This window comes from Pseudarthrobacter sp. MDT1-40-2 (assembly GCF_059383595.1).
In genome coordinates, this window is the sequence record NZ_JBWZCL010000001.1 from 1,046,132 (window position 1) to 1,069,818 (window position 23,687).

Annotated in this window: 19 protein-coding genes; 5 read left to right on the forward strand and 14 right to left on the reverse strand. The window is 63.1% G+C overall.

Annotated features, from left to right (window positions below; genetic code table 11):
* Positions 1-100 precede the first annotated feature (100 nt).
* The 6 genes from AC50X5_RS04925 to AC50X5_RS04950 all read right to left on the reverse strand — a co-directional run bounded on the left by AC50X5_RS04925 (position 101) and on the right by AC50X5_RS04950 (position 7,794).
* Positions 101-1,429: a glycoside-pentoside-hexuronide (GPH):cation symporter gene (locus tag AC50X5_RS04925; RefSeq protein ID WP_494974964.1), complete on the reverse strand. Its 1,329-nt coding sequence runs from the start codon at positions 1,427-1,429 to the stop codon at positions 101-103.
* 55 nt (positions 1,430-1,484) lie between these two features.
* Entirely contained in the window at positions 1,485-2,489 is a 1,005-nt protein-coding gene (locus tag AC50X5_RS04930) for an acetylxylan esterase (RefSeq protein ID WP_494974965.1), read from the reverse strand.
* A gap of 56 nt (positions 2,490-2,545) precedes the next feature.
* Positions 2,546-4,036 carry a rhamnulokinase gene (locus AC50X5_RS04935; RefSeq protein WP_494975230.1) on the reverse strand — a complete coding sequence of 497 codons (1,491 nt, stop codon included), beginning with the start codon at positions 4,034-4,036 and terminating at the stop codon, positions 2,546-2,548.
* Between the two features lie 62 nt (positions 4,037-4,098).
* Positions 4,099-6,150, reverse strand: coding sequence for a bifunctional aldolase/short-chain dehydrogenase (locus AC50X5_RS04940; protein ID WP_494975231.1), 2,052 nt, complete (start codon positions 6,148-6,150; stop codon positions 4,099-4,101).
* An 8-nt stretch (positions 6,151-6,158) separates the two neighbouring features.
* A complete protein-coding gene (rhaI, locus tag AC50X5_RS04945; RefSeq protein ID WP_494974966.1) occupies positions 6,159-7,325 on the reverse strand; it encodes an L-rhamnose isomerase in 1,167 nt (388 codons plus the stop codon).
* Positions 7,326-7,431: 106 nt separating this feature from the next.
* Positions 7,432-7,794, reverse strand: a complete 363-nt coding sequence (locus AC50X5_RS04950; RefSeq protein WP_494974967.1) for an L-rhamnose mutarotase — start codon at positions 7,792-7,794, stop codon at positions 7,432-7,434.
* 150 nt (positions 7,795-7,944) lie between these two features.
* Here AC50X5_RS04950 and AC50X5_RS04955 point away from each other — a divergent pair, with 150 nt between their 5' ends.
* From AC50X5_RS04955 to AC50X5_RS04965, 3 genes are all read left to right on the forward strand, one after another.
* Positions 7,945-8,964, forward strand: coding sequence for a LacI family DNA-binding transcriptional regulator (locus AC50X5_RS04955; RefSeq protein ID WP_494974968.1), 1,020 nt, complete (start codon positions 7,945-7,947; stop codon positions 8,962-8,964).
* A 341-nt stretch (positions 8,965-9,305) separates the two neighbouring features.
* Positions 9,306-9,803: an SRPBCC family protein gene (locus AC50X5_RS04960; RefSeq protein ID WP_494974969.1), complete on the forward strand. Its 498-nt coding sequence runs from the start codon at positions 9,306-9,308 to the stop codon at positions 9,801-9,803.
* An 86-nt stretch (positions 9,804-9,889) separates the two neighbouring features.
* Positions 9,890-11,083, forward strand: a complete 1,194-nt coding sequence (locus AC50X5_RS04965) for a Gfo/Idh/MocA family protein (protein WP_494974970.1) — start codon at positions 9,890-9,892, stop codon at positions 11,081-11,083.
* A 21-nt stretch (positions 11,084-11,104) separates the two neighbouring features.
* Here AC50X5_RS04965 and AC50X5_RS04970 read toward each other — a convergent pair whose 3' ends face one another.
* From AC50X5_RS04970 to AC50X5_RS04990, 5 genes are all read right to left on the reverse strand, one after another.
* Positions 11,105-12,361 (reverse strand): MFS transporter, encoded by a 1,257-nt coding sequence (locus AC50X5_RS04970; RefSeq protein WP_494974971.1) that lies wholly within the window; start codon positions 12,359-12,361, stop codon positions 11,105-11,107.
* A gap of 105 nt (positions 12,362-12,466) precedes the next feature.
* Entirely contained in the window at positions 12,467-13,189 is a 723-nt protein-coding gene (locus AC50X5_RS04975; protein ID WP_494974972.1) for a Poxvirus protein I5, read from the reverse strand.
* Between the two features lie 12 nt (positions 13,190-13,201).
* Complete coding sequence (locus tag AC50X5_RS04980) at positions 13,202-14,119, reverse strand: carbohydrate ABC transporter permease (RefSeq protein ID WP_494974973.1); 918 nt, start codon at positions 14,117-14,119, stop codon at positions 13,202-13,204.
* Positions 14,116-15,063 carry a carbohydrate ABC transporter permease gene (locus AC50X5_RS04985; RefSeq protein ID WP_494974974.1) on the reverse strand — a complete coding sequence of 316 codons (948 nt, stop codon included), beginning with the start codon at positions 15,061-15,063 and terminating at the stop codon, positions 14,116-14,118. The genes AC50X5_RS04980 and AC50X5_RS04985 overlap by 4 nt, the downstream gene beginning before the upstream one ends.
* 31 nt (positions 15,064-15,094) lie before the next feature.
* Positions 15,095-16,390 (reverse strand): ABC transporter substrate-binding protein, encoded by a 1,296-nt coding sequence (locus AC50X5_RS04990; protein ID WP_494975232.1) that lies wholly within the window; start codon positions 16,388-16,390, stop codon positions 15,095-15,097.
* Positions 16,391-16,564: 174 nt separating this feature from the next.
* On the opposite strand from AC50X5_RS04990, the gene AC50X5_RS04995 reads away from it, so the two are divergent.
* Positions 16,565-18,598 (forward strand): beta-galactosidase, encoded by a 2,034-nt coding sequence (locus AC50X5_RS04995; protein WP_494974975.1) that lies wholly within the window; start codon positions 16,565-16,567, stop codon positions 18,596-18,598.
* 56 nt (positions 18,599-18,654) lie between these two features.
* Here the strand turns inward: AC50X5_RS04995 and AC50X5_RS05000 are convergent, their stop codons facing one another.
* From AC50X5_RS05000 to AC50X5_RS05010, 3 genes are all read right to left on the reverse strand, one after another.
* Positions 18,655-20,013, reverse strand: coding sequence for an ABC transporter substrate-binding protein (locus AC50X5_RS05000; RefSeq protein WP_494974976.1), 1,359 nt, complete (start codon positions 20,011-20,013; stop codon positions 18,655-18,657).
* 123 nt (positions 20,014-20,136) lie between these two features.
* Positions 20,137-21,084: a carbohydrate ABC transporter permease gene (locus tag AC50X5_RS05005; RefSeq protein WP_494974977.1), complete on the reverse strand. Its 948-nt coding sequence runs from the start codon at positions 21,082-21,084 to the stop codon at positions 20,137-20,139.
* Entirely contained in the window at positions 21,074-22,018 is a 945-nt protein-coding gene (locus AC50X5_RS05010) for a carbohydrate ABC transporter permease (RefSeq protein WP_494974978.1), read from the reverse strand. Before AC50X5_RS05010 ends, AC50X5_RS05005 begins: the two co-directional genes overlap by 11 nt.
* Before the next feature lie 362 nt (positions 22,019-22,380).
* Between AC50X5_RS05010 and AC50X5_RS05015 the strand changes: the two genes are divergently transcribed.
* The gene (locus AC50X5_RS05015) at positions 22,381-23,676 is read left to right on the forward strand and encodes an ABC transporter substrate-binding protein (RefSeq protein ID WP_494974979.1); all 1,296 of its coding nucleotides are present in this window, start codon (positions 22,381-22,383) and stop codon (positions 23,674-23,676) included.
* Positions 23,677-23,687: the final 11 nt, after the last annotated feature.

Consider the following 23,687-nt stretch of genomic DNA (forward strand, 5'->3'; position numbering starts at 1 on the left):
CAGTTAGACGCGGGCTCCTCCAGAGCCAACGAAAAATACGCATACCAACGGTTAGTCATAGCCATCACCATAACCGCCAGCCGCCGGAGTCGCAAACCAGCTACGTCGTTTCACGGGACAGGCTGGCCACCAGTTCCGCGTGCCGGGTGTCCGTGAGCCGGTACCAGTACATGATTCCTACGGAAATGAGGACGAGTGCGGCAGGCAGCAGGCCGGCTGCTGCCCGGATGGCGAGGGTGGCCGCGTCGGACTGTTCCTGGATTCCCGATACATATCCGCCCCAGGCGAGTGAGAAGGCAACCAAAGCGCCGCCGAAGCCCATGCCCAGTTTCCTGGTTGCGGCCAGCAAGGCGTAGTTGATGCCCTGGACCCGGACTCCGGTTTTCCACTCACCGTATTCGACCGTATCCGCTATCAGCGCCCAGGTGAGGATGCTGACAGTGGCGGAGGCGAGCAGTCCCAGGATCAATCCCGCCAGGCCAAGCAGGGGCACGTCCGCGGGCGCCAAGAAGACCAAAAGGCCTCCCAGCACACCCAGGATGCCACCGGCGCTGTAGACCGCCCGCTTTCCCCAGCGCGCCACCGGCCGGGGTATGAGCACAGCCAGGGTCAGTGTGATGACCACCTGCGCTGCCGCCATAAGGGGAAACAGGTCCACCCGGGACAGGACATCGCGAAGATAGAAAAATTGGGAAGCCCCTGTGGCCGTGGTTCCGGTGACAAAGAGGACAGAGCTGATGCACAGGATCACCAGGGGCGAGTTGGCTTTTAGCGCCGCGATGCTCTGGCTCAGCGTGATCTTGGGGACGCTGCCGGGAACCTGCTCGAGGCAGACGGTACCGGTAAAGAAGTAGAGCGCGGAACCCACGACGACGAACACCAGGGTGAGCCAGGTGAAGATCTGCTGCATATCCTGGCCTGCACCCAACAGCGGAGCAATGAAGAATCCGAGGCTGGCGCCGACAGACAGCCCTCCCAGGGTGCGGGCGCCGCCAAGCCGCGCCCGCTCCTTCGCATCCTGCGTCATTGCCCCCACCAGGCAGCCGTACGGGACGTTCACCATGCTGTAGGCCACGCAGACCAGTCCGTACGTGCAGTAGGCATACAGCAGCTTCATCGCGGGGTCCACGTCCGGGACGTGGAACACCGCTGCGCTGAGCACCAGGGGAACGAAACCGAACATCAGGAACGGCCGGAACTTGCCCCACCGTTTGCTGTTTACGCGGTCTACGATGCGGCCGGCGGCTATGTCGGTGAAGGCATTAAAAACCCGGGCAACAAGCAGCAGCGTTCCTGCCGCTGCTGCGCCGATGCCGGCCACGTCCGTGTAGTACACCAGCAGGAACATATTTCCGGTGCTGATGATCATGCTGTTTGCGGCGTCGCCGGCTCCATAGCCGAAGACGCTGATCCTGCTGAGTTTCTTCATTGGTTCCCAGTTCTGCGGGACTCAGAAACCGTTTTCTCACTCCCGCACTAAGAACTTACCCCAAGATCTTCCGTAGAAACAGCAACTGGCGGATCCATTGCTGCTCCTGGCCGCCCTCATGGTTGTTGAACCGGTACACCTCGATGTCCTTGGCCGGCGTCCCTGCCTCGCTGCCATAGGCGTTGAAGCTGGCAAAAACCGTCGACGGCGGGCAGATATCATCCATCTGAGCTGCCGAGTAAAGCGCCGGAACGGCAGCCCACCTGGCGAGGTTGACGCCGTCGAAATAGTTCAACACCTCAAGGATGGACTCATACCGTTCCCGATGCCGGGCCAGGAAGCCCGCGATCTCGGGGTACGGTCCGCGCGGGGTGATGTCGATGGCACGCGGGAAGTCCTGCAGGAAGGGGACGTCGGGCATGGCTGCAACCACGCCGTCGAGCCTTCCGGCTACCAGGCCGGCCGTGGCCACCACGATCCCGCCGCCTTGGCTGACGCCCTGCAGCACCACCCGCGAGGAATCGACGGCGGGGTGGGACTGCGCTGCCTCCACCGCGCGGAACGCGTCCACATACACCCGGCGGAAATAATAATCGTCCTGATGGCTGATACCGCGGGTCATCAGGCCTGCGAAGGCGACGTCGCCGGCCGATTCGTGCGGATCAGGGGTGTCACCGCGCGTCCCGCCCCAGCCCTGGGCCCGGGTATCCATGATGAAGTGCGCGTAGCCCGCCTGGGCCCACTTGGTGTCCTGGTTGACCAGTCCCCTGCCGCCGGAGTAGCCCACGTACTGGACCACCACCGGCAACTGCGCTGCCGCGTCACCGCCGGCCGGCAGGTGCAACCAGCCCTTGATGGGGGCGCCGCCGAAGCCGGCAAACGTGACGTCGAAGGTATCGATCACGGCGAGGTAGTTTTCCACCGGCTCAAATGTTGCCGCCAGCGGAAACTCACGGGCTTCTTCTATAGTGCGGTCCCAGAATTCCCGCAGGTCCGACGGCGGCACCACCGCGGAGGTGTAGCCGCGCAACTTCTCAAGGGGCAAGTCGAAAAGGGGCATGGGCTTCCGTTCCTGTGAAAACGTGCGGACTAAGGCGGTTCCTACCTCGTTGGGTATTAGTCTGCCAGTGCCGCCGGGCCCGGAACAGCAGGTGCCATAGGGCGTAATATCACAGGCTGGGCAGGCCTGATCAAGCCCCGGAGCTCGCGCAGGCCCCCACTCACCTGTCCGGCCGCCCTGGCTTGGATCAGGACGTTGCCGAGGGCCGTAGCTTCGACCGGACCGGCAATCACTGTTTTGCCAGTGGCATCTGCAGTGAGCTGGCACAGCAGCCGGTTCTGCGATCCGCCACCCACAATGTGAACAACGTCGACGGCGACGTCCGCGAGGCGTTCCGCGTCGGCGATGGTCCGGGCGTATCCGGCCGCGAGGCTGTCCATGATGCACCGGGTGATAACGGCCGGGTCACTTGAGAGCTCGCCGCCGGACTTCCGGACGGCAGCTTGGATGCGCTCCGGCATCCGGTCAGGGGCAATGAAAGCGGGATCGTCAGCGTTGACTTGGGGGCCGCCGGAGGGCAGCGCAGCTGCGGCTTCCAGCAGTTCCGGCAGGTTCGGGGCGCCGCTGCCGTCTTCCTTGCCAAACGCCCAGCTGCGCTGGCATTCGCTCAGCAGCCAGAGTCCGCCAACGTTACGGAGGTAGCGGATGGTCCCGTCCACGCCGCGTTCGTTGGTGAAGTTCGCCTGCCGGCTCGCTTGGCTCAGCACGGGATGACGCAATTCAACGCCCACCAAGGACCAGGTGCCGGAGGAAATGTAGGCGAAGTTTTCAGTGGCGGCCGGTACCGCGGCCACTGCCGAGGCGGTGTCATGCGAGCCGACGGCGACGACTGTGGTCTCTGCTGCCAGCCCGGTACGGCTGGCGATTCCGGGCAGGATGGTACCGATGGTTTCGCCTGGCTGGACCAACGGCGGGAACAGATCCGGACGCAGCCCCAGGGCCTGGAAAAACTCGCTGGCCCACTCCCCTGCAACGGCGTCGAACAGCCCGGTGGTGGAGGCGTTTGTGGCCTCCGTCCGGCGCTGCCCGGTAAGGAAGAAGGCAATGAGGTCCGGGATCAGCAGGGCCTGGACGCCGTTGAGGTCCGGCTCTTTGGCCAGCTGGTAAATGGTGTTGAACTGCAGAAACTGCAGGCCCGTGGTGGCATAGAGGCGTTCCGGATTAAGCACAGCGTGCACAGTCTCGACGGCGGATTGGCTGCGGCTGTCCCGGTAGCTGAAAGGCTGGGCCACCAGTTCGCCGGCGTGGTTAACCAGGCCGTAGTCCACTGCCCAGGTGTCAATACCGATGCTGGCGATGCTCTCACCAGCTGCCGCCGCGGTTTCCCCCGCTGTTGCCAGCCCCTTCAGTACCTCCGCGAAGAGTGAGTCGAAATCCCAGCGAAGGCCGCCGTCGGACTCCAAAACTCCGTTGGGGAAGCGGTGGACCACCTGCAGATCAACGGCGGGACCGGCGTCGGACGTGTCCCTGGCCTTGACCTTGCCCAGGATGACGCGGCCGGAAGAGGCACCAATATCGATTGCGGCGAACAAGCTATTGGGGAACACCGCCCCGGCCGGAGCCGGAGCGGTGTTCTTGGTCTCGACAGGCTCGACCACCGACTCTCCCGTCACCGCAGGAAGGCTGCTGCGACGCCGGCGTCGACCGGGATGTGCAGGCCTGTGGTGTGCGAGAGTTCGTTGCTGGTGAGCACGGCGGCGGCGTTGGCCACGTGCTCCGGAAGGACCTCGCGCTTGAGCAGGGTCCGCTGCGCGTAGTACTCGCCCAGTTTCTCCTCGTCCACGCCGTACACTGCGGCGCGTTTGGCACCCCAGCCGCCGGCGAAGATGCCTGAGCCGCGGACCACGCCGTCGGGGTTAATGCCGTTGACCCGTATGCCGTGCTCACCAAGTTCAGCGGCAAGCAGTCGGACCTGGTGGGCCTGGTCGGCCTTGGTCGCCGAGTACGCGATGTTGTTCGGTCCGGCAAACACGGAGTTCTTGGAGGAGATGTAGATGATGTCTCCGCCGAGGCCTTGCGCGATCATGGCCTTGGCACCGGCCTTGGCTACCAGGAACGAGCCCTTCGCCATGACGTTGTGCTGCAGGTCCCAGTCCTTTTCGGTGGTTTCCAGCAGCGGCTTGGAAATGGACAGGCCGGCGTTGTTGACCACCAGGTCCAGGCCACCGAAGGCCAGCACGGCGGCGTCAATGGCTGCCGCGACCTGCGCCTCGTCAGTCACGTCAGCCTGCACGCCGACGGCAACATCGGGGCCGCCGAGCTCTTCGGCAACCTTTTCTGCATTCTCCAGGTTCAGGTCCGCGATCACGACACAGGCGCCTTCGGCGGCGAGCCGGGTCGCGATGGCCTTGCCGATGCCCGACGCCGCGCCCGTCACCAGGGCGATGCGGGTGGCGTGGCTCTTGGGCTTGGGCATCCGCGCCAGCTTGGCTTCCTCCAACGCCCAGTACTCGATCCGGAACTTTTCGGATTCCTCGATCGGGGCGTAGGTGGAGATGGCCTCGGCGCCGCGCATCACGTTGATCGCGTTGATGTAGAACTCGGCAGCGACGCGGGCCGTCTGCTTGTCCTTGCCGTAGGAGAACATGCCGACGCCGGGAACCAGGACGATCGCCGGGTCCGCACCGCGCAGGGCAGGGCTGTCAGCGTCCGCGTGGCGGTCGTAGTACGCCTGGTAATCCTCGCGGTATTCCGCGTGCAGTTCCTGCAGTCGGGCAATGGAGTCCTCGACGGAAGCTGCGGCCGGGAGGTCCAGAACCAGCGGCTTGACCTTGGTGCGCAGGAAGTGATCCGGGCAGGAGGTGCCCAGGGCTCCGAGGCGCGGGTGCTCGGATGATTCCAGGAACTCCAGGACGCGGGGATCGTCGGTGAAGTGGCCCACCTGCGGCTTGTCAGCCGAAGCCAGGCCGCGGATCACCGGAGCAAGCGCGGCAGCCTTGGCGCGGCGCTCCGCGTCGGACAGCGGAGCGTAACCCGGGAGCTTCGCACCGAAGGGTTCGGCCTTGCCGTTTTCGGCGATGAACTTTTCAGCTTCGTCAATGATCCACAGCGAATTAGCCTCTGCCTCTTCGCTGGTGTCGCCCCAGGCCGTGATGCCATGACCGCCCAGGATGGTGCCGACGGCCTGCGGGTTGGCGTCCTTGATAGCCGCGATGTCCAGGCCAAGCTGGAAGCCGGGGCGACGCCAGGGCACCCACACCACCTTCTCGCCGAAGATCTGCTTGGTCAGCGCTTCGCCATCGACTGCTGTAGCAATGGCGATGCCGGAATCCGGATGCAGGTGGTCAACGTGGGCTGCATCCACCAGGCCGTGCATCGCGGTGTCGATCGACGGCGCGGCGCCGCCTTTGCCGTGCAGGCAGTAATCGAACGCAGCCACCATCTCGTCCTCGCGCTCGACGCCGGGGTAGACATCCTTCAGCGCGTTCAATCGGTCCAGCCTGAGAACGGCAAGGTTCTGTGGCTTCAAGGTGCCGAGGTCCCCGCCGGAGCCCTTGACCCAAAGGAGCCGGACATCCTCTCCGGTCACCGGATCCTTTTCGGTGCCCTTGGCGGACGTATTGCCGCCGGCAAAGTTGGTGTTCCGCTTGTCCGCACCCAGGCGGTTGGAGCGGGAGATCAGCTCGTCAACAGTCTTGTTCTGCGTCGTCGTGTTTTCCATCGCTATGCTCACGCGCCCCATCCGGCCTGGTGACCGCCCACGCGGTCTTCGTTGATCTTCTTTTGGTAGCCGCTGGCCTTGAACGCGGCCATCGGGTCCGCTGGCAGGCCACGGGATTCGCGCCATTGGGCCAAGGCCGGGCGCACGTCGGTGTAGAAAGCGTCATTGAAAATGCCGTTGGCTGCCAGGACATCACCGGAACGCTGCGCTTCAGCGAGTGCTGCGGTGTCCACCAGCAGCGCCCGGGCCGTCATCTCCTGGACGTTGAGGACCGAGCGGATCTGGCCCGGGATCTTCTCCTCAAGGTTGTGGCACTGGTCCAGCATCAGGGCGACGCCGGAATCCTTGCCAAACCCGCCGCCCCGGATCACCTCGTACATGATCCGGAAAAGCTGGAACGGATCGGCCGCGCCCACAATAAGGTCATCGTCCGCGTAAAAGCGCGAGTTAAAGTCAAAGGAGCCCAGCTTGCCCAGGCGGAGCAGCTGCATCACGATGAACTCGATGTTGGTGCCGGGAGCGTGGTGGCCGGTGTCCAGGCAGACGAACGCCTTCTCGCCAAGTGCCACGGTCTGGGCGTAGGAGGTGCCCCAGTCCGGAACGTCGGTGTGGTAGAACGCCGGCTCGAAGAATTTGTATTCGAGGACCAGACGGTGCTCATCGCCCAGTGCGGCGTAGATCTCCTGCAGCGACTCGGCCAGCCGGTCCTGGCGGCCGCGCAAATCGTCCTGGCCCGGGTAGTTGGTGCCATCGGCCAGCCAGATCTTGAGGTCCTTGGACCCCGTGGCATTCATGATTTCGATGCACTCGAGGTGGTGCTCGATCGCCCGGCGGCGCACTGCTTCATTGGACGAGGTCAACGAACCAAACTTGTATTCGTCATCCTGGAAGGTGTTGGAGTTGATGGTGCCCAGGCCCACCCCGAGGCCGGCCGCGTACTCGCGAAGGGCGGCATAGTCATCAACCTTGTCCCACGGGATATGCAGGGCCACGGTGGGTGCCAGACCGGTCAGCTCGTGGACCTTGGCGGCATCCGCCAGCTTTTCGTGCACGGTCCGGGGCGTTCCCGGCGTGCCGAACACTTTGAAACGGGTGCCTGAATTTCCGTACGCCCACGAGGGAACCTCGATGGCGAGTTCTTCGAGCCTGGCTAGCGTCGTTGCTACGTCATTCATTGTGTGATTTTCTTTCCGGGTTCTCTGGTGCGCGGTCTGTTGGTGTGCATGGTCTGTTGATGTGCATGGTCTGGGGTGCTGGAAGGTGCTGCTGCCTGCCATCGGGCTAGGCTGATGCGGCGGCCAACTGATCCTCGAGGTTGAAGACCTCCTCCAACACCTGGAACCCTTCATCGGGTGCCTGGGCTGGAGCATCCGGGTCATTGCCGGCATTGTTCAAAAAGAGCGCGGCCATCTCCGCCTGCCACCGGGCGTTAACGTCGGTCAGGGCCATCCGGGCGCGGATCGCGTCGAAGTCGTCGCACTCAACGTAGCCCACCAGCAGTCCGTCGTCGGCAAGGAACAGGGAGTAGTTATTCCAGCCGGCGGCCTTGAGTTCGCGGAGCATTTCCGGCCACACTTCTGCGTGCCTGCGGCGGTACTCCGGGATCAGTGCCGGGTTGACCGTGGAGCGGAAACACACGCGCATCTGCGGCTCACCTTAACTTCCCATTGTTTGAATCGTTTCATTATTACGATTCAAAGTACTCTTAAATTCGAGCAGGTGTCAAGCATTTACTGCGTGCTGTCCGGCAGCAGTAGAAAGGCAGGGCATGCAGGGGTGGAATGGTGGAGAACAATGAGTCGCACAGCAAGTATCAAGGACGTTGCCAACCATGCGGGCGTGGCGGTGGGCACGGTATCCAACGTGCTCAACTACCCGGAGAGGGTGTCGGCACGCACCAAGGTGCGGGTCCTCCAAGCCATCGACGAGTTGGGCTTCGTCCGCAACGATGCCGCCCGTCAGTTGCGGGCCGGCCAGAGCCGCACCATCGGCTTGATCGTGCTGGATGTGGGAAACCCCTTCTTCACCTCCGTGGTGCGGGCCGCGGAGGACGCCGCAGCACTGTCCGGAAGCGCTGTACTCCTGGGCGACAGCGGGCATCAGGCGGAGCGCGAATCCCACTACATCGATCTTTTCCAGGAACAGCGCGTCCAGGGGCTGCTGATCTCGCCCGTCGGTGAGGTCATGGACCGCCTCGATCATCTTCGCGAGCGCGGCGTCCCCACGGTCCTGGTGGACCGCCGGGCAGACGAGTCCCGCTTCAGCTCCGTTTCAGTGGATGACGACGCCGGAGGGTACCTGGCCGCCCGGCACCTGCTGGACATCGGCCGCCGTCGCCTGGCTTTTGTTGGTGGGCCGCTGACCATCCGCCAGGTGTCGGACCGGCTTCAGGGCGCCAAGCGTGCAGTGGCCGAAGTTCCGGACGCCCACCTGGAAGTGCTGGAGGCAGAAGGGCAGACAGTACTGGCCGGGCGCACCGTAGGCAACAGCCTGGTAAAGCGGGCCGACGGCGGACTTCCGGACGGAATCTTCTGCGCCAATGATCTTCTTGCCCTGGGCGTGATGCAGTCCCTGACCATGATGAGTTCTGTCCGCATTCCTGAGGACACCGCCCTGATCGGCTATGACGACATCGACTTTGCCATTTCCGCGGTTGTCCCGCTTTCGTCCATCCGGCAACCCACCGAAGCGCTGGGCCGAACCGCAATCGAGCTGCTGGCAGAAGAGAACAACGGCAACGGGGACGAAAAGCAGCACCGGGCCGTGGTCTTCACGCCGGAACTTGTGGTCCGGCAAAGCACCGTTAGGGGCTAGGCGGCGTCAGCGGCAGCGGGCGGTTCCGCCTGCAGGGCTTGAACTGGATCCTCACCACTGTCCAGGTTCTCGCCCGGGCCTCGCTCCGTCACGAACGGCCTGGTCCTCCGCAGCTTGCCGCCTGGCCGCGATAATTCCATCGCGTGTGGCAGCCCGAATGACGCCGTAAAGGACGTAGAAGAAGACCACCGCAAGGACGGCAGTCAGGACAACGGCATTAAGCGGAGCAGCGTCCACATTCCCCCCAAGAGTTCTTTGTCCTGTACGGACTCAGCCAAGCATATCGAGCATCCAGTGGGACAGGCCGGGCACGGCGGCCACCTGGTAGCTAGGCTGGGTGGATGGCCAACCGTTACCTCGTCTCTGCTGGACGCTTCATCGCCGCTCCCCCGGAAAAAATCTTTGAAGTCCTCGCTGCCCCGGCCCTGCACAGCGTTATTGACGGCTCTGGCACCGTGAAAGGCGCCCAGCCCAATGGCCCCGCGCGGCTCAGCCTCGGAGCCAGGTTCGGCATGGACATGAACATCTTGGTGAGCTACAAAATCCTTAACACAGTGTGCGAATTCGAGGAAGGCCGCAGAATCGCATGGCGGCATTTCTACGGCCACGTCTGGCGTTACGTCCTGACCCCAACGGCGGACGAGCACGGCGTGCCAGGCACGCTGGTTACTGAGCAGTGGGATGCCAGGGCGGCCCGGGGCAAGTTGCTGCTGCGCCTCGTCGGCTACCCGCGGCGCCACGTCGTCAGCATCAACCAGACTCTTCAGCGACTGGACCAGTACGTTACAGGCAAGCCGTTGGGGACTTTGCGGGAAGACACCGCAGGCACCGCTGGCTAGACGAATCGTGCCTTTGTTCGGCAGGATGGATTCTGGAAAGCGTTTGCCGAAGAACACACACAGCCCTCGGGCAGAACCGGAGCACCATGACACCGCCGTCAGAGCCAGCAGCAGTTCCACCCGCGAAAGTGGCCTTGGTAGGCGTCCATGGCTTCGGCGCGCACCACCTGGCGAACCTTCACCGCCTGCAGGGCGCCGGCGCCGTCGAACTCGTTGCGGTGGCCGATCCCACCCCGCCCGCGGAGGGTTCGGTCCCGGAGACGGCGCAGGTCTTCAGCAGCCTTGACCAGCTGCTGCCGGCCGTTCCAGGGCTCGACGTCGTTATCGTCGCCACGCCCATCCAGACTCATGCGCCGCTTGGCCTTGCCGCCCTCGCCTCTGGTGCGGACCTTTACCTTGAAAAGCCTCCGGTCGCGTCCCTGGCGGACTACTACCGGCTCCAGGAGGCTGCGGCGGCCACCGGGCAAGCCGTCCAGATCGGCTTCCAGAGCCTCGGTTCGCACGCGCTGGCAGCCATCGAAAAGCTACTGGCAGAGGGCCGGATCGGCGAGCTGACCGGCATCAGCGCCACCGGCAAATGGGTCCGTGACCGCGCCTACTACAAGCGCTCCCGCTGGGCCGGCAAACGAACCATCGACGGTGTGGACGTGGTGGACGGGGTAGCCACGAACCCGCTGGCGCATGCCGTGGCCACCGCGCTGAGGATCGCCGGAGCACGGACGACGGCGGACGTTGCTTCCGTGGAAACCGAACTGTTCCGCGCCAATGACATCGAGTCCGACGATACTTCCGTGGTCAGGGTCCGTACCGCTGCCGGACTGCCCGTCACCTGTGCGCTTACTCTCTGCGTGGACGAGCCCGTTGAACCATATGTGACGCTCCAGGGCACCTTGGGTACCGCCGTATTCCACTACACGCAGGACCGCCTGGTGGTAACGACCGACGAAGATACGGCAGGAGGAACGACGGAGGAGGTGTTTGGCCGTGACGATCTCACCCAGGACCTGTTGAACCACCGCCGGAACGGCACCGCGCTGCTGAGTTCCCTTGAGGACAGCGGTGCCTTCATGTTGGTCCTCGAAGCGATCCGGACGGCACCGCTTCCTGCCTCGATTGACGCCGCACATGTCCGCTGGGTGGGAGAAGGCGATGCCGCCCACGCGGTGGTAGATGGCATTGACGAGGCGATCGAACGCGCCACCGCCACGCATTCCACCTTCAGCGAGCTGGGAATCCCCTGGGCTGTGGCGGCGGTGGCCAACGCCGGGCAGCAGGCCTGATCGCCGGCCTGTTTCGCGCGGTCAGGATGCCTGCGGTGATCCAGGCTCTGCCGATCTCGCCGAACGCCGCGAATTCAGCCACAGCAGGAGCCCGACGACGGCGGCCGAAAGGATGCCCAGGGCGCCTGTTGTGACCAGGCCTTCGCGGACGCCGAACGCCTCCGTGAGCCAGCCGGCCAGCAGGCCGCCCAAGGCATGGCCACCCATCAGAAGGGGCAGGTAAAGCGCCATCACCCGCCCACGGATTTCAGGGCCGGACTCCAGTTGAACGGTGGTGGCGGCCGACGTCAGGAACACCAGGGTCATCATGCCCACCACCACCAGCAGCACCATGAAGGACTCAACCGTGGGCATCAGCGCCGCCACCAGCTGGGCGAGCCCGAACAGCGCAGCAGACAGGACAATGGTTGTCCGGCCGGAGCTGCGGAGGCGTGCCGCTACCAGCGCACCCACCAATGCACCGCAGGCGCTGAGCGTATTAAACACACCGAAGCCGGCGGCGCCATTGTGCCAGACCTGGTCCGCGAAGGCGGCGAGCACTACGGGCCCGTTCATGCCGAAGGCACCCAGCAAGCCGGCCAGCAGGATGATCAGCAGGAGGCGTGGCCGGTCGCTGACGTAGCGGAACCCGGCCAGGACCTGCCCCCGCCCGCGCACAGCAGGCGGGCTGTGATGCAGCTGGTCCGTCCTGATGGCCAGGATCAGGAACAGCACCAGCACGCACAGGGCGGCGTTGGACGCGAAGGCAGCGGCGGAGCCGTAGAGGGCGATGAGCACGCCGCCCAGGGCCGGGCCAGCCATGGCGCCGAGCTGGATGATTGCGTTGTTGACGCCGATTGCCTGCCGCAGCCGGGCGTCGCCCACTATTTCGTTGACGAAGACCTGCCGGGTGGGGCTGTCAATGGCGGAGCTGATGCCCAAAATGACACAACTGGCGTAGACGGCGATGACGGGCACGGTTCCGGTGCCGTCCCAAATGGCCAGTGACAGGGCGAGGATTGCGGCTATCACCTGGCAAACCAGCATGATCCGCCGCTTGGGGAACATGTCCACCACCAGGCCGCTCAGCGGTCCAACCAGCAGCATGGGAAGGAACTGCAGGGCCACGGCCAGGCCCACCGCAGCAGGACTTCCGGTGAGCTGCAGAATCAGCCAGTCCTGGGCCAGACGCTGCATGGACACGCCGATGCAGCCGGTGACCTGCACCAGCAGGAAGAGCCGGTAATTGTGGCTGCCCAGCAGCTGGAACCAGCGTTGCCGGGGCTTTGGTTCCGGCATGGGTGCAGCAGATGGGACAGGCGGGGTTTCGGGCAGGGGCGTTTGTGGGGGTACTGTTTCCGGCGTAGCGGGTGCTTCGGAGTCACGGGAGGACACGATTACTGCTTAGCCGCCTGCCGGGTTGTGGCCGGCCCCGTTATGCCGTGCCCGGAATTCGACAGCGGCAGCGGCCAGGATCAGCGTCCCGGGAACCACTACAAACAGCGCGGGAAGCATCCAGACAAACACCACAACCATGAACAGCGCGGCCACCAGCAGGATGGACCCCGTCCAGTCTTTGGTGCTCACTGCCTTGCCCGTTTCCAGGGCCTGCCGCCACACAGAGGTGCCTGCGGCGGCTTTCACTGCTGTGCCGCCGTCGTGCTTAATGCTTTCCTGGCTGGTACCCGTCTGCACAACCGCCGGCAGTCCGTCGGGAAGGGACCAGGCTGTGGCTGTGCGGAGCAGCAGAACCGCGCAGGAGACCGCCACAATCAAGGTGGCAGGCAGGATGACGTCGCGGCCCGGCAGTTGACCCACCCAGGCGAGCAGCAGGTTGATCACCAGGACGACGGCGGCTGCCGCGGTAACGAAGCCGGTCTTCCAGCTGCCGGGCAGCGCCGCCCTGAACGAGTCCCAGAGGCTGCGGATGGAATCATCCCGGCCGTCAAGATGGCGCTTAAGGTGGGCGATGCCCGCCGCGTACGCGGCGGGCATCGTGATCAGGGGAAGGGAAAGCACCAGGACCACTACGCCTGCAAGCAGGGTCTCGGCGAAGAGCGCGAACTTGTTAACCGGCGTGCGGTCGTTGCTGTCCGGCGTGGGGTTGGTGGTGTCCATGGTGCTCATTTCCTGCCTCCGTCAGCCCTTCAGGCCCTGGGTGGAGACGCCTTCTACAATGTACCGCTGGAAGATCAGGAAGAAGAGCAGTACGGGCAGCAGGGCCAGTACCGACATCGCGATCATGGCACCGTAGTCGGAGCTCTGCGTCTGGTCCACAAAGAGGCGCAGGGCAAGGGGCAGAGGGTACTTGTCCGGGGTGTTCAGGTAGAGCAACGGTCCCAGGAAGTCGTTCCAGCTCCAGATGAAGGAGAAGATCGACGTGGAGATCAGGGCCGGCTTCATCAGGGGAAGCATGATGGAGCCGAAGATGCGTACGTGGCCGGCACCGTCGATCCTGGCGGCCTCGTCCAGCTCGGCCGGCAGGCCGCGCATGAACTGCACCATCAGGAAGACGAAGAACGCGTCAGCTGCCAGGAACTTACCGATCAGCAACGGGATGTACGTATCCACGAAACCCAACTGCTGGAACACGATGTACTGCGGAATGATCACCACGTGGAACGGCAGGAGCAAAGTGGCGATCATCATGCCGAAGAAGACGCCGCGCCCGGGGAAGTTGATCCGGGCGAAGGCGTAGGCAGAGATGCTCGCGGAGAGCACGGTTCCCACCACGGCACCAAGAGCCAGGATCAGCGAGTTGGTGAAGAACGTCATGGTGGAGACTCCGCCGATGCCGTCCATGGCGGTGACGAAGTTGTCCATGCTGAAGTTGCTGGACCAGAGCGCCGTGTTGGTGCCGCCAATCTCTGAGTTTGGCTTGAACGATGAGGCGATCATCCACAATGCCGGGTACAGCACAATGCAAACCAGGCCAATGGCCACGAGGTGGAAGATGCCGCTCTTGATGCCCTTGGCCAGATTCGTTTCAGACTTCGGGTTGTAGACCGCCGCCGGAGTTTCGGGCGCTGACTGTGTTGGCGTTGCCGTGGTTGTCATTTCGAGTCCCCGCTGTAGTGGACCCAGCCCTTGGACGTGCGGAAGAAGATCAGCGTGATGATGCCGACGACGATCACCAGGAGCCAGGCCATAGCCGAGGCGTAGCCCATCCGGAAGTCGCTGAAACCCCGCAGGTACAGGTAGAGGGTGTAGAAGAGTGTGGAGCCGGCAGGGCCGCCTTCACCGTTGGAGATGATGTAGGCCGAGGCGAAGATCTGGAACGCGTGGATGGTTTCCATCAGCAGGTTGAAGAAGATCACCGGGGAAAGCATGGGCCACGTGATGTTGAAGAACTTCCGAACCGGACCGGCACCATCCATCGACGCTGCCTCGTAGAGTTCGCCCGGAATCTGTTTGAGGCCGGCCAGGAAGATGACCATCGGGGCGCCAAACTGCCACACCGTCAGCAGGACGAACATCGCCATGGTCATGGAAGGGTTACCCACCCAGCCACCAAGGTTGATGCCGAAGAAGGACAGTCCCTGGTCAACCGGGCCCGCGTCCCCGAACATTGCCTTCCACACGATGGCGATGGAGACAGACGCGCCGATGAGGGACGGGGCATAGAAAGCTGAACGGTAGAACCCCTGGCCCCGGCGTTTGCTGTTCAGGAGCATGGCCACGGCCAGGGCTGCGGCGAGCTTGAGCGGCGTACCAAAGACCACATAGCTGACGGTCACACCCACCGACTGCAGGAACCTCTCGTCCTGGAACAGCGTGGTGTAGTTTTCCAGGCCGATCCACTTGGGCGGTTCGAAGAGGTTGTAGTTGGTGAAGGACAGGTACAGCGAGGCGATCATGGGCCCTGCAGTGAGGGCGAAAAAGCCCAGCAACCAGGGCAGCAGGAAGGTATAGCCGGCGCGGGTGTCCACTCCCCGCTGCCGCGACTTGCGCGGCAGCGGAGGAGCGGGCGAACGCCTGCTCACAGGTTGGGTTTGTGTCACAGGTTCATTCCGTCAGTCGTGAACGCCGGAATCAGGCGTTCTGCTTGATGATGTCTTCGGCTTCCTTGAACCAGGCGTCCACTGCACCGTTCACGTCAACCTTGCCGTAGTTCAGGTCGGAGGCGACGCGCTTGAAAGAGGCTTCCAGGGTGCCGAAACCAACAATGGGCGGCTCCGGGGCGTCCTTCAGGTACTTCGCGATGGACTCTTCGTAGTCAACAACCAGCTTGTCGGTACCTTCGAAGGTGGTGCCGTCACGCTGCGTCTTGGAGGCCGGAACACCCCGGGAGGTCTTGAAGATCTGGCCTACCTCGGGATCGTTGACCATGAAGTCGATGAAGCGGGCGGCCGCATCCTTGTATTCGGTCTTGGCGCTGGCGACCATCAGCATCGAGGGCTTCAGGAACAGGCCCAGGTTGTCCGGATCATCGGACGGAACCGGAAGCAGCTTGAGTTCGGTGGCGCCGCTGTCCGCGAGGTAGCCGGCCATGAAGTTGTCCCAGGTGAACTCGGTGGCCGCTGCGTTGGAGCCGAACGGCGACTTCGGAAGGAGCTGGGTGACACGCTCTTCGGGGATGATGGCCGGCGTTCCGCGCAGCTGTGCGACAGACTCCCACCACTTCTTCAGGTCATCCTTGGCGAAGCCGAGTTTGCCGTCTTCGGTAAAGGCCTCCATGTTGTTCTGGCGCAGCCAGATGTTGAACATCCACCAGATCCCGGTGTAATCGCCACCGCCATAGAGCTCGCCGTTGCTCTTGGTGCCGACCTCGGTCATGAAATCGTTGAATTCCTTGTAGGTCCACGTGCCATCCGGCTCGGCAACGCCCAGGGCGGCGAGCTTGGCGGGATCGTAGTAGACAGCAAAGGCATTGGTGCTGGTGGGGATGCCGTAGGTCTTGCCCTTGATCTGGCCTGAGGGCAGGAGTGACTTCTCAAAGGTAGAGGTGTCGATGTTCAGGGTGCTGAGATCCAGGAGCTGGTTGCGCTGGCCATAGTCACGAAGGTAGGAGAGGTCCCACTGCATGACGTCCGGAAGGCCTCCGCCTGCGGCTTCGGTGGCGCGCTTCTGCCAGTAGCCGGCGAAGTCCGTGAAGTTACCATTGACCTTGATATCCGGGTTCTTGGACTCGAACAGTGCAATAGCCTTGCGCGTACGCTCGGCACGGTCGTCGTTGCCCCACCAGGTGTAGTTGATGGTGACGGGGTTTTCGGCAGAGCCGGTCTTTCCGGCGGTGGTGCTGGTGCCGGACTGGCCGCAAGCCGAAAGCACAGCGGCAGATGCGGTGCCCAGTGCAATGGTGGTGAGGAAATTCCTGCGGTTGATCATCATGAGAGCCTCCTTGCTCAGTTGTGGAAGCCGGCTCGTGTCTACTAGGTAGTAGTGAGCTGGCTAACACGCGTTCTGAATCGATACAATATCCGTAATCCGTGCTTTGGGCAAGCGTTTTCCCACAGATCTGATTTCAACTGGTTTTCTTCGCGACAATGACAAAGGAGTCCCATGACCCACGAGGACAGCGTTCAGCCCGCCAGCGTCTGGAGCGCCCTGAACGGCATCGCCTACGGCGGCGACTACAACCCGGAGCAGTGGCCCCGGGACGTCCGGCTTGAAGACCTGGAGCTCATGAAGGAGGCCGGGGTGAACTTCCTCAGTGTCGGAATCTTCTCCTGGGCGCTGCTCGAACCGGCCGAGGGCACCTATGACTTCGGGTGGCTCGACGAGGTCATGGACAATCTGGCCGCCAGCGGCATCAAGGTGGCTCTCGCCACGGCAACCGCCGCTCCCCCGGCCTGGCTCGTGCGCAAGCATCCGGAAATCCTCCCGGTCACCGCTGAGGGAACCACGCTGGGCCCGGGCTCACGGCGGCACTACACGCCGTCGTCGGCCGTATACCGGCGCTACGCCGCCGGCATTACGCGTCTCCTGGCCGAACGGTACAAAGACCACCCGGCCCTGGCACTGTGGCACGTGGACAACGAACTCGGCTGCCACGTGGGCGAATTCCACGGACCGGAGGACGCCGCCGCGTTCCGTGCCTGGCTGGAGCGCCGGTACGGCAGCATCGACGGGCTGAACGCTTCCTGGGGCACAGCCTTCTGGTCCCAGAACTATGGTTCCTTTGACGAAATCCTGCCGCCCGGCGTCGCACCTACCACCCTGAACCCCGGGCAGCAGCTGGACTTCATGCGCTTCAACTCGTGGGCCTTCATGGATTATTACCGGGAACTGCTGGCTGTCCTGCGCGAGGTGACGCCTGACATACCGGCCACCACCAACCTGATGGCGTCCAGTGCCACCAAGATGCTGGACTACTTCGACTGGGCCAAGGACCTGGACGTGATCGCGAACGATCATTACCTTGTGGCGGCCGATCCTGAACGGCACCTGGAGCTCGCGTTCAGCGCGGACCTGACCCGTGGAATTGCGGGCGGCGCGCCGTGGATCCTGATGGAACATTCGACGTCGGCCGTCAACTGGCAGCCGCGCAACCAGCCCAAGATGCCGGGTGAAATGCTACGCAACTCGCTTTCCCACCTCGGCCGTGGCGCGGACGCGATCATGTTCTTCCAGTGGCGCCAGAGTTTCGCAGGCTCGGAGAAATTCCACTCAGCCATGGTTCCGCACGCCGGCCGCGATACCAAGGTGTGGCGCGAAGTGGTGGAACTGGGTAACACCCTGAAGAAGCTGGCGCCGGTGCGCGGGTCGCGGGTCAAGTCGCGGGTGGCCATCCTCTTTGATTACGAGGCCTGGTGGGCCAGCGAGATCGATTCCAAGCCGAGCCAGGACGTAAGGTACCTGGCGGTTATGCGCGCCTTCCACCGGGCGCTGGTACTGCGGGGAATCTCCGTTGACCTGGTGCACCCTTCGGCATCATTGGAAGGGTACGACCTGGTGCTGGTCTGCACGCTGTATTCCGTCACGGACTCCGCGGCTGCCTCGATTGCTGCGGCCGCTGTTGGCGGCGCCACCGTCCTGGTCAGCTACTTCAGCGGGATCGTGAACGAGCAGGACCACGTCCGTTTGGGCGGTTACCCCGGCGCGTTCCGGGACCTGCTGGGTATTCGGGTGGAGGAGTTCCACCCGTTGCTGGAGGGCGTGGAACTGACGTTGAGTGACGGCACCACAGCATCCATCTGGAGCGAGCACGTCCACCTGGCGGGCGCCAAGGCCCTGTCCACCTTCACGGAATATCCGCTGGAAGACGTTCCGGCGCTGACCCGGCACGCCGTTGGCGACGGGTCAGCCTGGTACCTGGCCACTCTTCCGGACAGCAACGGAATCGACGCGTTGGCGGAACGGCTGCTGGCAGACGCCGGCGTCGAGCCCCTGGCCGTAGCTGACCCGGGCGTCGAACTCATCCGCAGGACCTCCGACGACGGCGCCACTTTCCTGTTCGCCATCAATCACTCCCGCAGGGACGCCTCGGTCAAGGCAACAGGGGTGGACCTGCTCACCGGAGCAGCGTTCGATGGTGTCGTCCCGGCAGGTGCCGTGGCGGTGATTTCGGAGGCCCAGCAAGGTCAACACCGTTAAAAACCCAGTCCCGGTAGGAACCATGTGGTTCCCACCGGGACTGGGCAGCAGTAGAGCTAGCTGCTGATCGCGGCAGCCATCTCATCATGGGCCTTTTTGCCGGCCTCATCGGTGGAAAGCCGCTCGAACAACACCTCAGAGGTGTAGCGCTTGACGATTTCCTGGATGGCGCCTGCACCCTTGGGAGGCAGTGCGGGAGGCTCGCCCAGTTCATCTTCGATCTCGCTGATGAACGTCACTACCTTGACGTCCGCAGGCGTCAGCTTCGATTCGATCGCAGCACGGACATCGGAGTTCGGGTAGACACCGCGGTCGGCCAGCAGGGCCTCGCCTGCCTTGACATCATTGGCCAGGAAGTCAATGAACTTGGCTACTTCCTCCGGGTGCTTGGTCCGTGACGAAGCTGACCAGAACTGGGATGCCTTGTACCAGAGCTGGGCGTCAGCGGCGGATCCGGTCTTGGTGGGGAACCGAAGGATCTTCAGGTCGCCGCCGGAGGCCTTTTCCAATGCAGGCGCCTGGTTGGACCACCAGAACGCCATGCCGTTCTTGCCCGTTGCCAGCCCGCTCTGGTCCAGCGGAGCAGCCTCGGCCTCAATGACCTCGGAGGCGGAGGGCACTGCCTTGTTCTGGCTCATCTGCTTCAGGAACGCCCACCATTCGGCGATGTCCTTCGGCTCAAAGCCCAGCTTGCCGTCCGAGGTGTAGAGCGACTTGCCGTTCTGCCGGAGCCAGACGCCGAGGGACGCCTCGTCCGTTCCGTAGGCGGCCGCGCCGTAGGTGCCCGCGGGCGACTTTTCCGTGACCTCAGCTGCGATACGTTCGAAGTCGTCCCAGGTCCAGGTGGTGTCGTCCGGGAGCGGAACACCTGCGGCCTCGAACACCGCCGGGTTCGCCAGGATGGTGGCGGCGTTGATACCCGCGGCGATGCCGGTCAGGCCGTCCTCGCTCTTGCCCGCGTCCAGGGCCGCCTTGTCGAACTTGGAAGTGTCGACGTCGTACTTGGACAGGTCCAGCAGGGCACCACGGCTGGAATACTCCGTCAGGAACTTTTCGTCCATCTGGATGATGTCCGGAGCGTCGTTGGCCGCGACCTGCGTGGCCAGCTTGTCCCAGTAACCGCTCCAGTCGCCATACTCGGGCTTGATCTTGATGTTGGGGTTTGCTGCCTCGAACGCTGCGATAGCCTCCTGGGTCAGCTGCGCACGCTTGTCGCCTCCCCACCAGGAGAAACGCAGTTCAACGACTCCGTCGGCACTTTGCGGGCCAGCCTCACCGCCGCCGCAGGCACTGAGGCCCATCACGACGGCGGCAGCGGCTGCAACGATGCCAGTGCCCCTCAGGCGGCGGCGCGAACCGCCGCTGGAAGGGGTCTGTGCCTGTGGCTCAGACTTCGAGCGGGAAAAAAGCGGCACTTGGTGCTCCGATCTTCTTTGATCCAAATGATGGTTGGGGAGATTGGGGGGAACGCTGAAACTGTGAACTCCGCATCCTGAGGTTACAAGTGTAGGACTTGTAATACAAGATGCCCCGGTTTTTTATTTGATGCCGGTGGTGGCGATGCCTTTGATGAGGAATCGCTGGCCGAAGAGGAAGACCAGGAATACCGGCAGGAGGGACACGATGGACATGGCGAACAGTGAGCCCCAGCTGGTGGCGGATTGGGAGTCGACGAAGGCGCGGAGGGCGACGGGGACGGTGAACATGTCCGGGTCGGTGAGGTAGATCAGGGCGCCAAAGAAGTCGTTCCAGGTCCAGATGAAGGTGAAGATGGTGGTGGTGGCCAGTGCGGGGACCATCAGCGGCAGGATTACCTGGAGGAAGATACGCGGGTGGCCGGCGCCGTCGATCCGTGCGGCTTCGTCCAGGTCCTTGGGGATGCCGCGGATGAACTGGACCATGAGGAAAACGAAGAACGCATCGGTGGCGAGCAGCTTCGGTACCAGCAGAGGCCAGAAGGTGTTTACCCAGCCGATCTGGGAGAAAAGGATGTACTGGGGCACGATCACCACGTGGAAGGGCAGCATGATGGTCAGCAGCATGATGCCGAAGAGCAGCTTCTTGGCGGTGAATTGGAGCCGCGCGAAGGCGTAAGCGGCCATGGAGCAGGAGATCAGGTTGCCCAGGATGGAGCCGATGACCACCACGGCGGAGTTGAGCATGTAGTGCCCGAACGGGTGGGTCAGCGCCGACCAGCCGGAGGTGTAGTTGGACATTTCCAGGCTGTTAAGCCACAGGCCCGGTTCGCGGAAGATCAGCTCGTTCGGACGCAGGGAGGAAACGACCATCCACAGCAGCGGGTAGATCATCAGTGCGCCGGCGATGATCAGGATGGCGTGTTTGGTCAGGCCGTTGAGGCGCTGGCGGCGGCTGAAGGCCAGGCCGCCCCGGGATACGCGGGTCCTGGCCTTGCGGGGGTTCTTAGGCTTACCGGCGCCGGCAGAGTTCTTCTCCGGGGCGGGCAGCGTCTGAAGCTTAGTCGTCATAGAAAACCCAATACTTGGAAGCGATGAAGTTGATGGCGGTGAAGACACCGATGATGACCAGCAGGAACCAGGCCATCGCGGACGCATAGCCCATCTCGAACTGGCCGAATCCCTTTTGGTAGAGGTAGAGGGTGAAGAACATCGTGGAGTCCGAAGGCCCGCCGTTGCCGCCTGAGACGATGAACGCCTGGGTGAAGGACTGGAAGGAACCGATGATCTGCAGCACCAGGTTGAAGAAGATGATGGGGCTGAGCATCGGCATCGTGATCCGCCAAAACTGCTGCAGCGTGGTGGCCCCGTCAACCTTGGCAGCCTCGTAATACATCACCGGAATCTGGCGCAGGCCGGCAAGGAAAATGATCATCGGGGCACCGAACGTCCAGACGTGCAGCAGAATGATGGAGCCCAGCGCCGTACCGGGATCGGAAATCCAACCCGGGCCCTGGATGCCAAACATCGCCAGGACCTGGTTCACCAGACCCGTAGTACCGAAGATCTGCTTCCACAAGATAGCCACAGCAACGGAACCGCCCAGCAGCGACGGCAGGTAAAACACCGAGCGGTAAAACGGCAGCCCGCGCAGACCCTTATCCAAAACCAGTGCGATCAACAACGCCACGGCGAGCTGCAGCGGAACACCAACAAACACGTAGGTGAAGGTCACGCCGAGGGAGTTATGCAACCGCGCGTCCGTCAACATCCGGGTGAAATTCTCCAGGCCGGTCCATTCCGGCGGCTGCAGCAGGTTGTAATCCGTGAAGGACAAATACAAGGACATCAGCATGGGGCCGATCGTGATAGCCACCAAGCCAACCAGCCACGGCAACAGGAAAATATACGCCGCCTTGTTATCCCGCCCGTTGGCCTTCTTTTCCTCGGCGGTGATCTTGCCCTTCCGCCGGGTAATGGAACTGAGCTCACTAATAGCGCTCATCGGCGCAGTTCCTTTCTGCACAGCAGGCCCGCCACTCCCGGCATAGCTGCCGTGCGGGGGGTCCAGGTAGTAGATCTAGCGGCCATGTGGTCTCCTTTGGTCATCGTGGCCGTCCACGTGAGTGGTGATCGCCGGGGCGATCATACAAATGTCTGCGGCTGTCCCGAAGACGGCCAGCTGCAGATGTCGAACAGTTGCTCTTTGCCAACCAGGCCTCCTGCCGGGAGGCCCTGCCGGAAAGCGGCTTGCTACCAAAGTAAACGTTTTCTTGACTCCTGCATAGCCCTTTGTTACTTTTTGAGAAAGCGTTTTCTGTCGCGCAGGTCACAGACGCATCATTCAACACTAAGGGGCACGGAACGATGAAGTTTAGTCTCAAGAAATCCGGGCTGGGGGTCGCCGGAGCAACGGCAGCCCTGGCTTTGGTCTTGACCGGCTGCGGCGGCGGTACCCAGACCGCAAAGGTAGGAACGGTCGAGGATCCCGTCACCATCCGCTTCGCGTGGTGGGGCAATGATTCCCGGGCAAAGACCACCCTGGAGGTCATCGCCGCGTTCGAGGCGGAAAACCCCACGATCAAGGTACAGGGCGAGAACACCGAGTTCAGCTCCTACTGGGACAAGATGGCCACCCAGATAGCCGGCGGCACCACTCCTGATGTCTTCGCCATGAGCGGCGCCTACCCCAGTGAATATGCAACCCGCGGTGTGCTGTTGGACCTCGATACCGTCAAGGACGAGATCGACACCTCAAAATTTGCCGAGGGCACCGTAGAGCTGGGCCAGATCGACGGCAAGCAGTACACCATCACCGCCGGCGTCAACTCGATGTCCATGGTGATCGATCCGGTGGTTTTCGAAGCCGCAGGCGTAGAGCTGCCCGATGACGAGACCTGGACCTGGGACGACTACACGGAAATCGCCGCAGAAATCACCAGGAACTCACCCCCGGGCACCTTCGGAACCACCCCCATGGCCAACGATTCCTTCCTCGCAGTATGGGCCCGCCAGCACGGCGAAGAGCTCTACACTGACGATGGCAAAAAGCTTGGCATCAGTGAGGGAACCGCGGCGCAGTGGTTCGAGATGAACAAAAAGCTGATGGACACCGGCGGCGCACCGTCGGCCTCCCAGACTGTCGAGGACGGCTCTGCCCAGCCCGAGATGACCCTCATGGGCCAGGGCAAGCAGGGCATGAAGATCTCCTGGAGCAACCAGATGAACTCCTACTCCGGCTCGCCGCTGGTCATGATGAAGCTCCCCAACGAAAGCAAGAAGCCCGGAACCTGGCTGCGTTCCTCCATGGAGTACGCCATCTCCTCGAAGTCTGAGCACCCCAAGGAAGCGGCCAAGTTCATCAACTACCTGGTCAACAACATGGACGCCGCCACCAAGATCAAGAGCGACCGTGGCATGCCCGCCAACACTGAGCTCAAGGCCGGAATCCAGCCGCTGCTGAAGGAGTCCCAGCAGAAGGAGGCCGAATACCTCGACCGGATTGCCGAAATGAAGATTGATCCGCCGCTGCCGTTCCCGGCCGGATCCTCCGCCACCATGGAGGTCCAGAACCGCTATATGACTGATGTGCTTTTCGGCAAGATCAGCCCGCAGGACGCAGCCAGGGGATTTATCTCCGAGGTGAACCAGAACCTGGGCTAGCCCTATCAGCA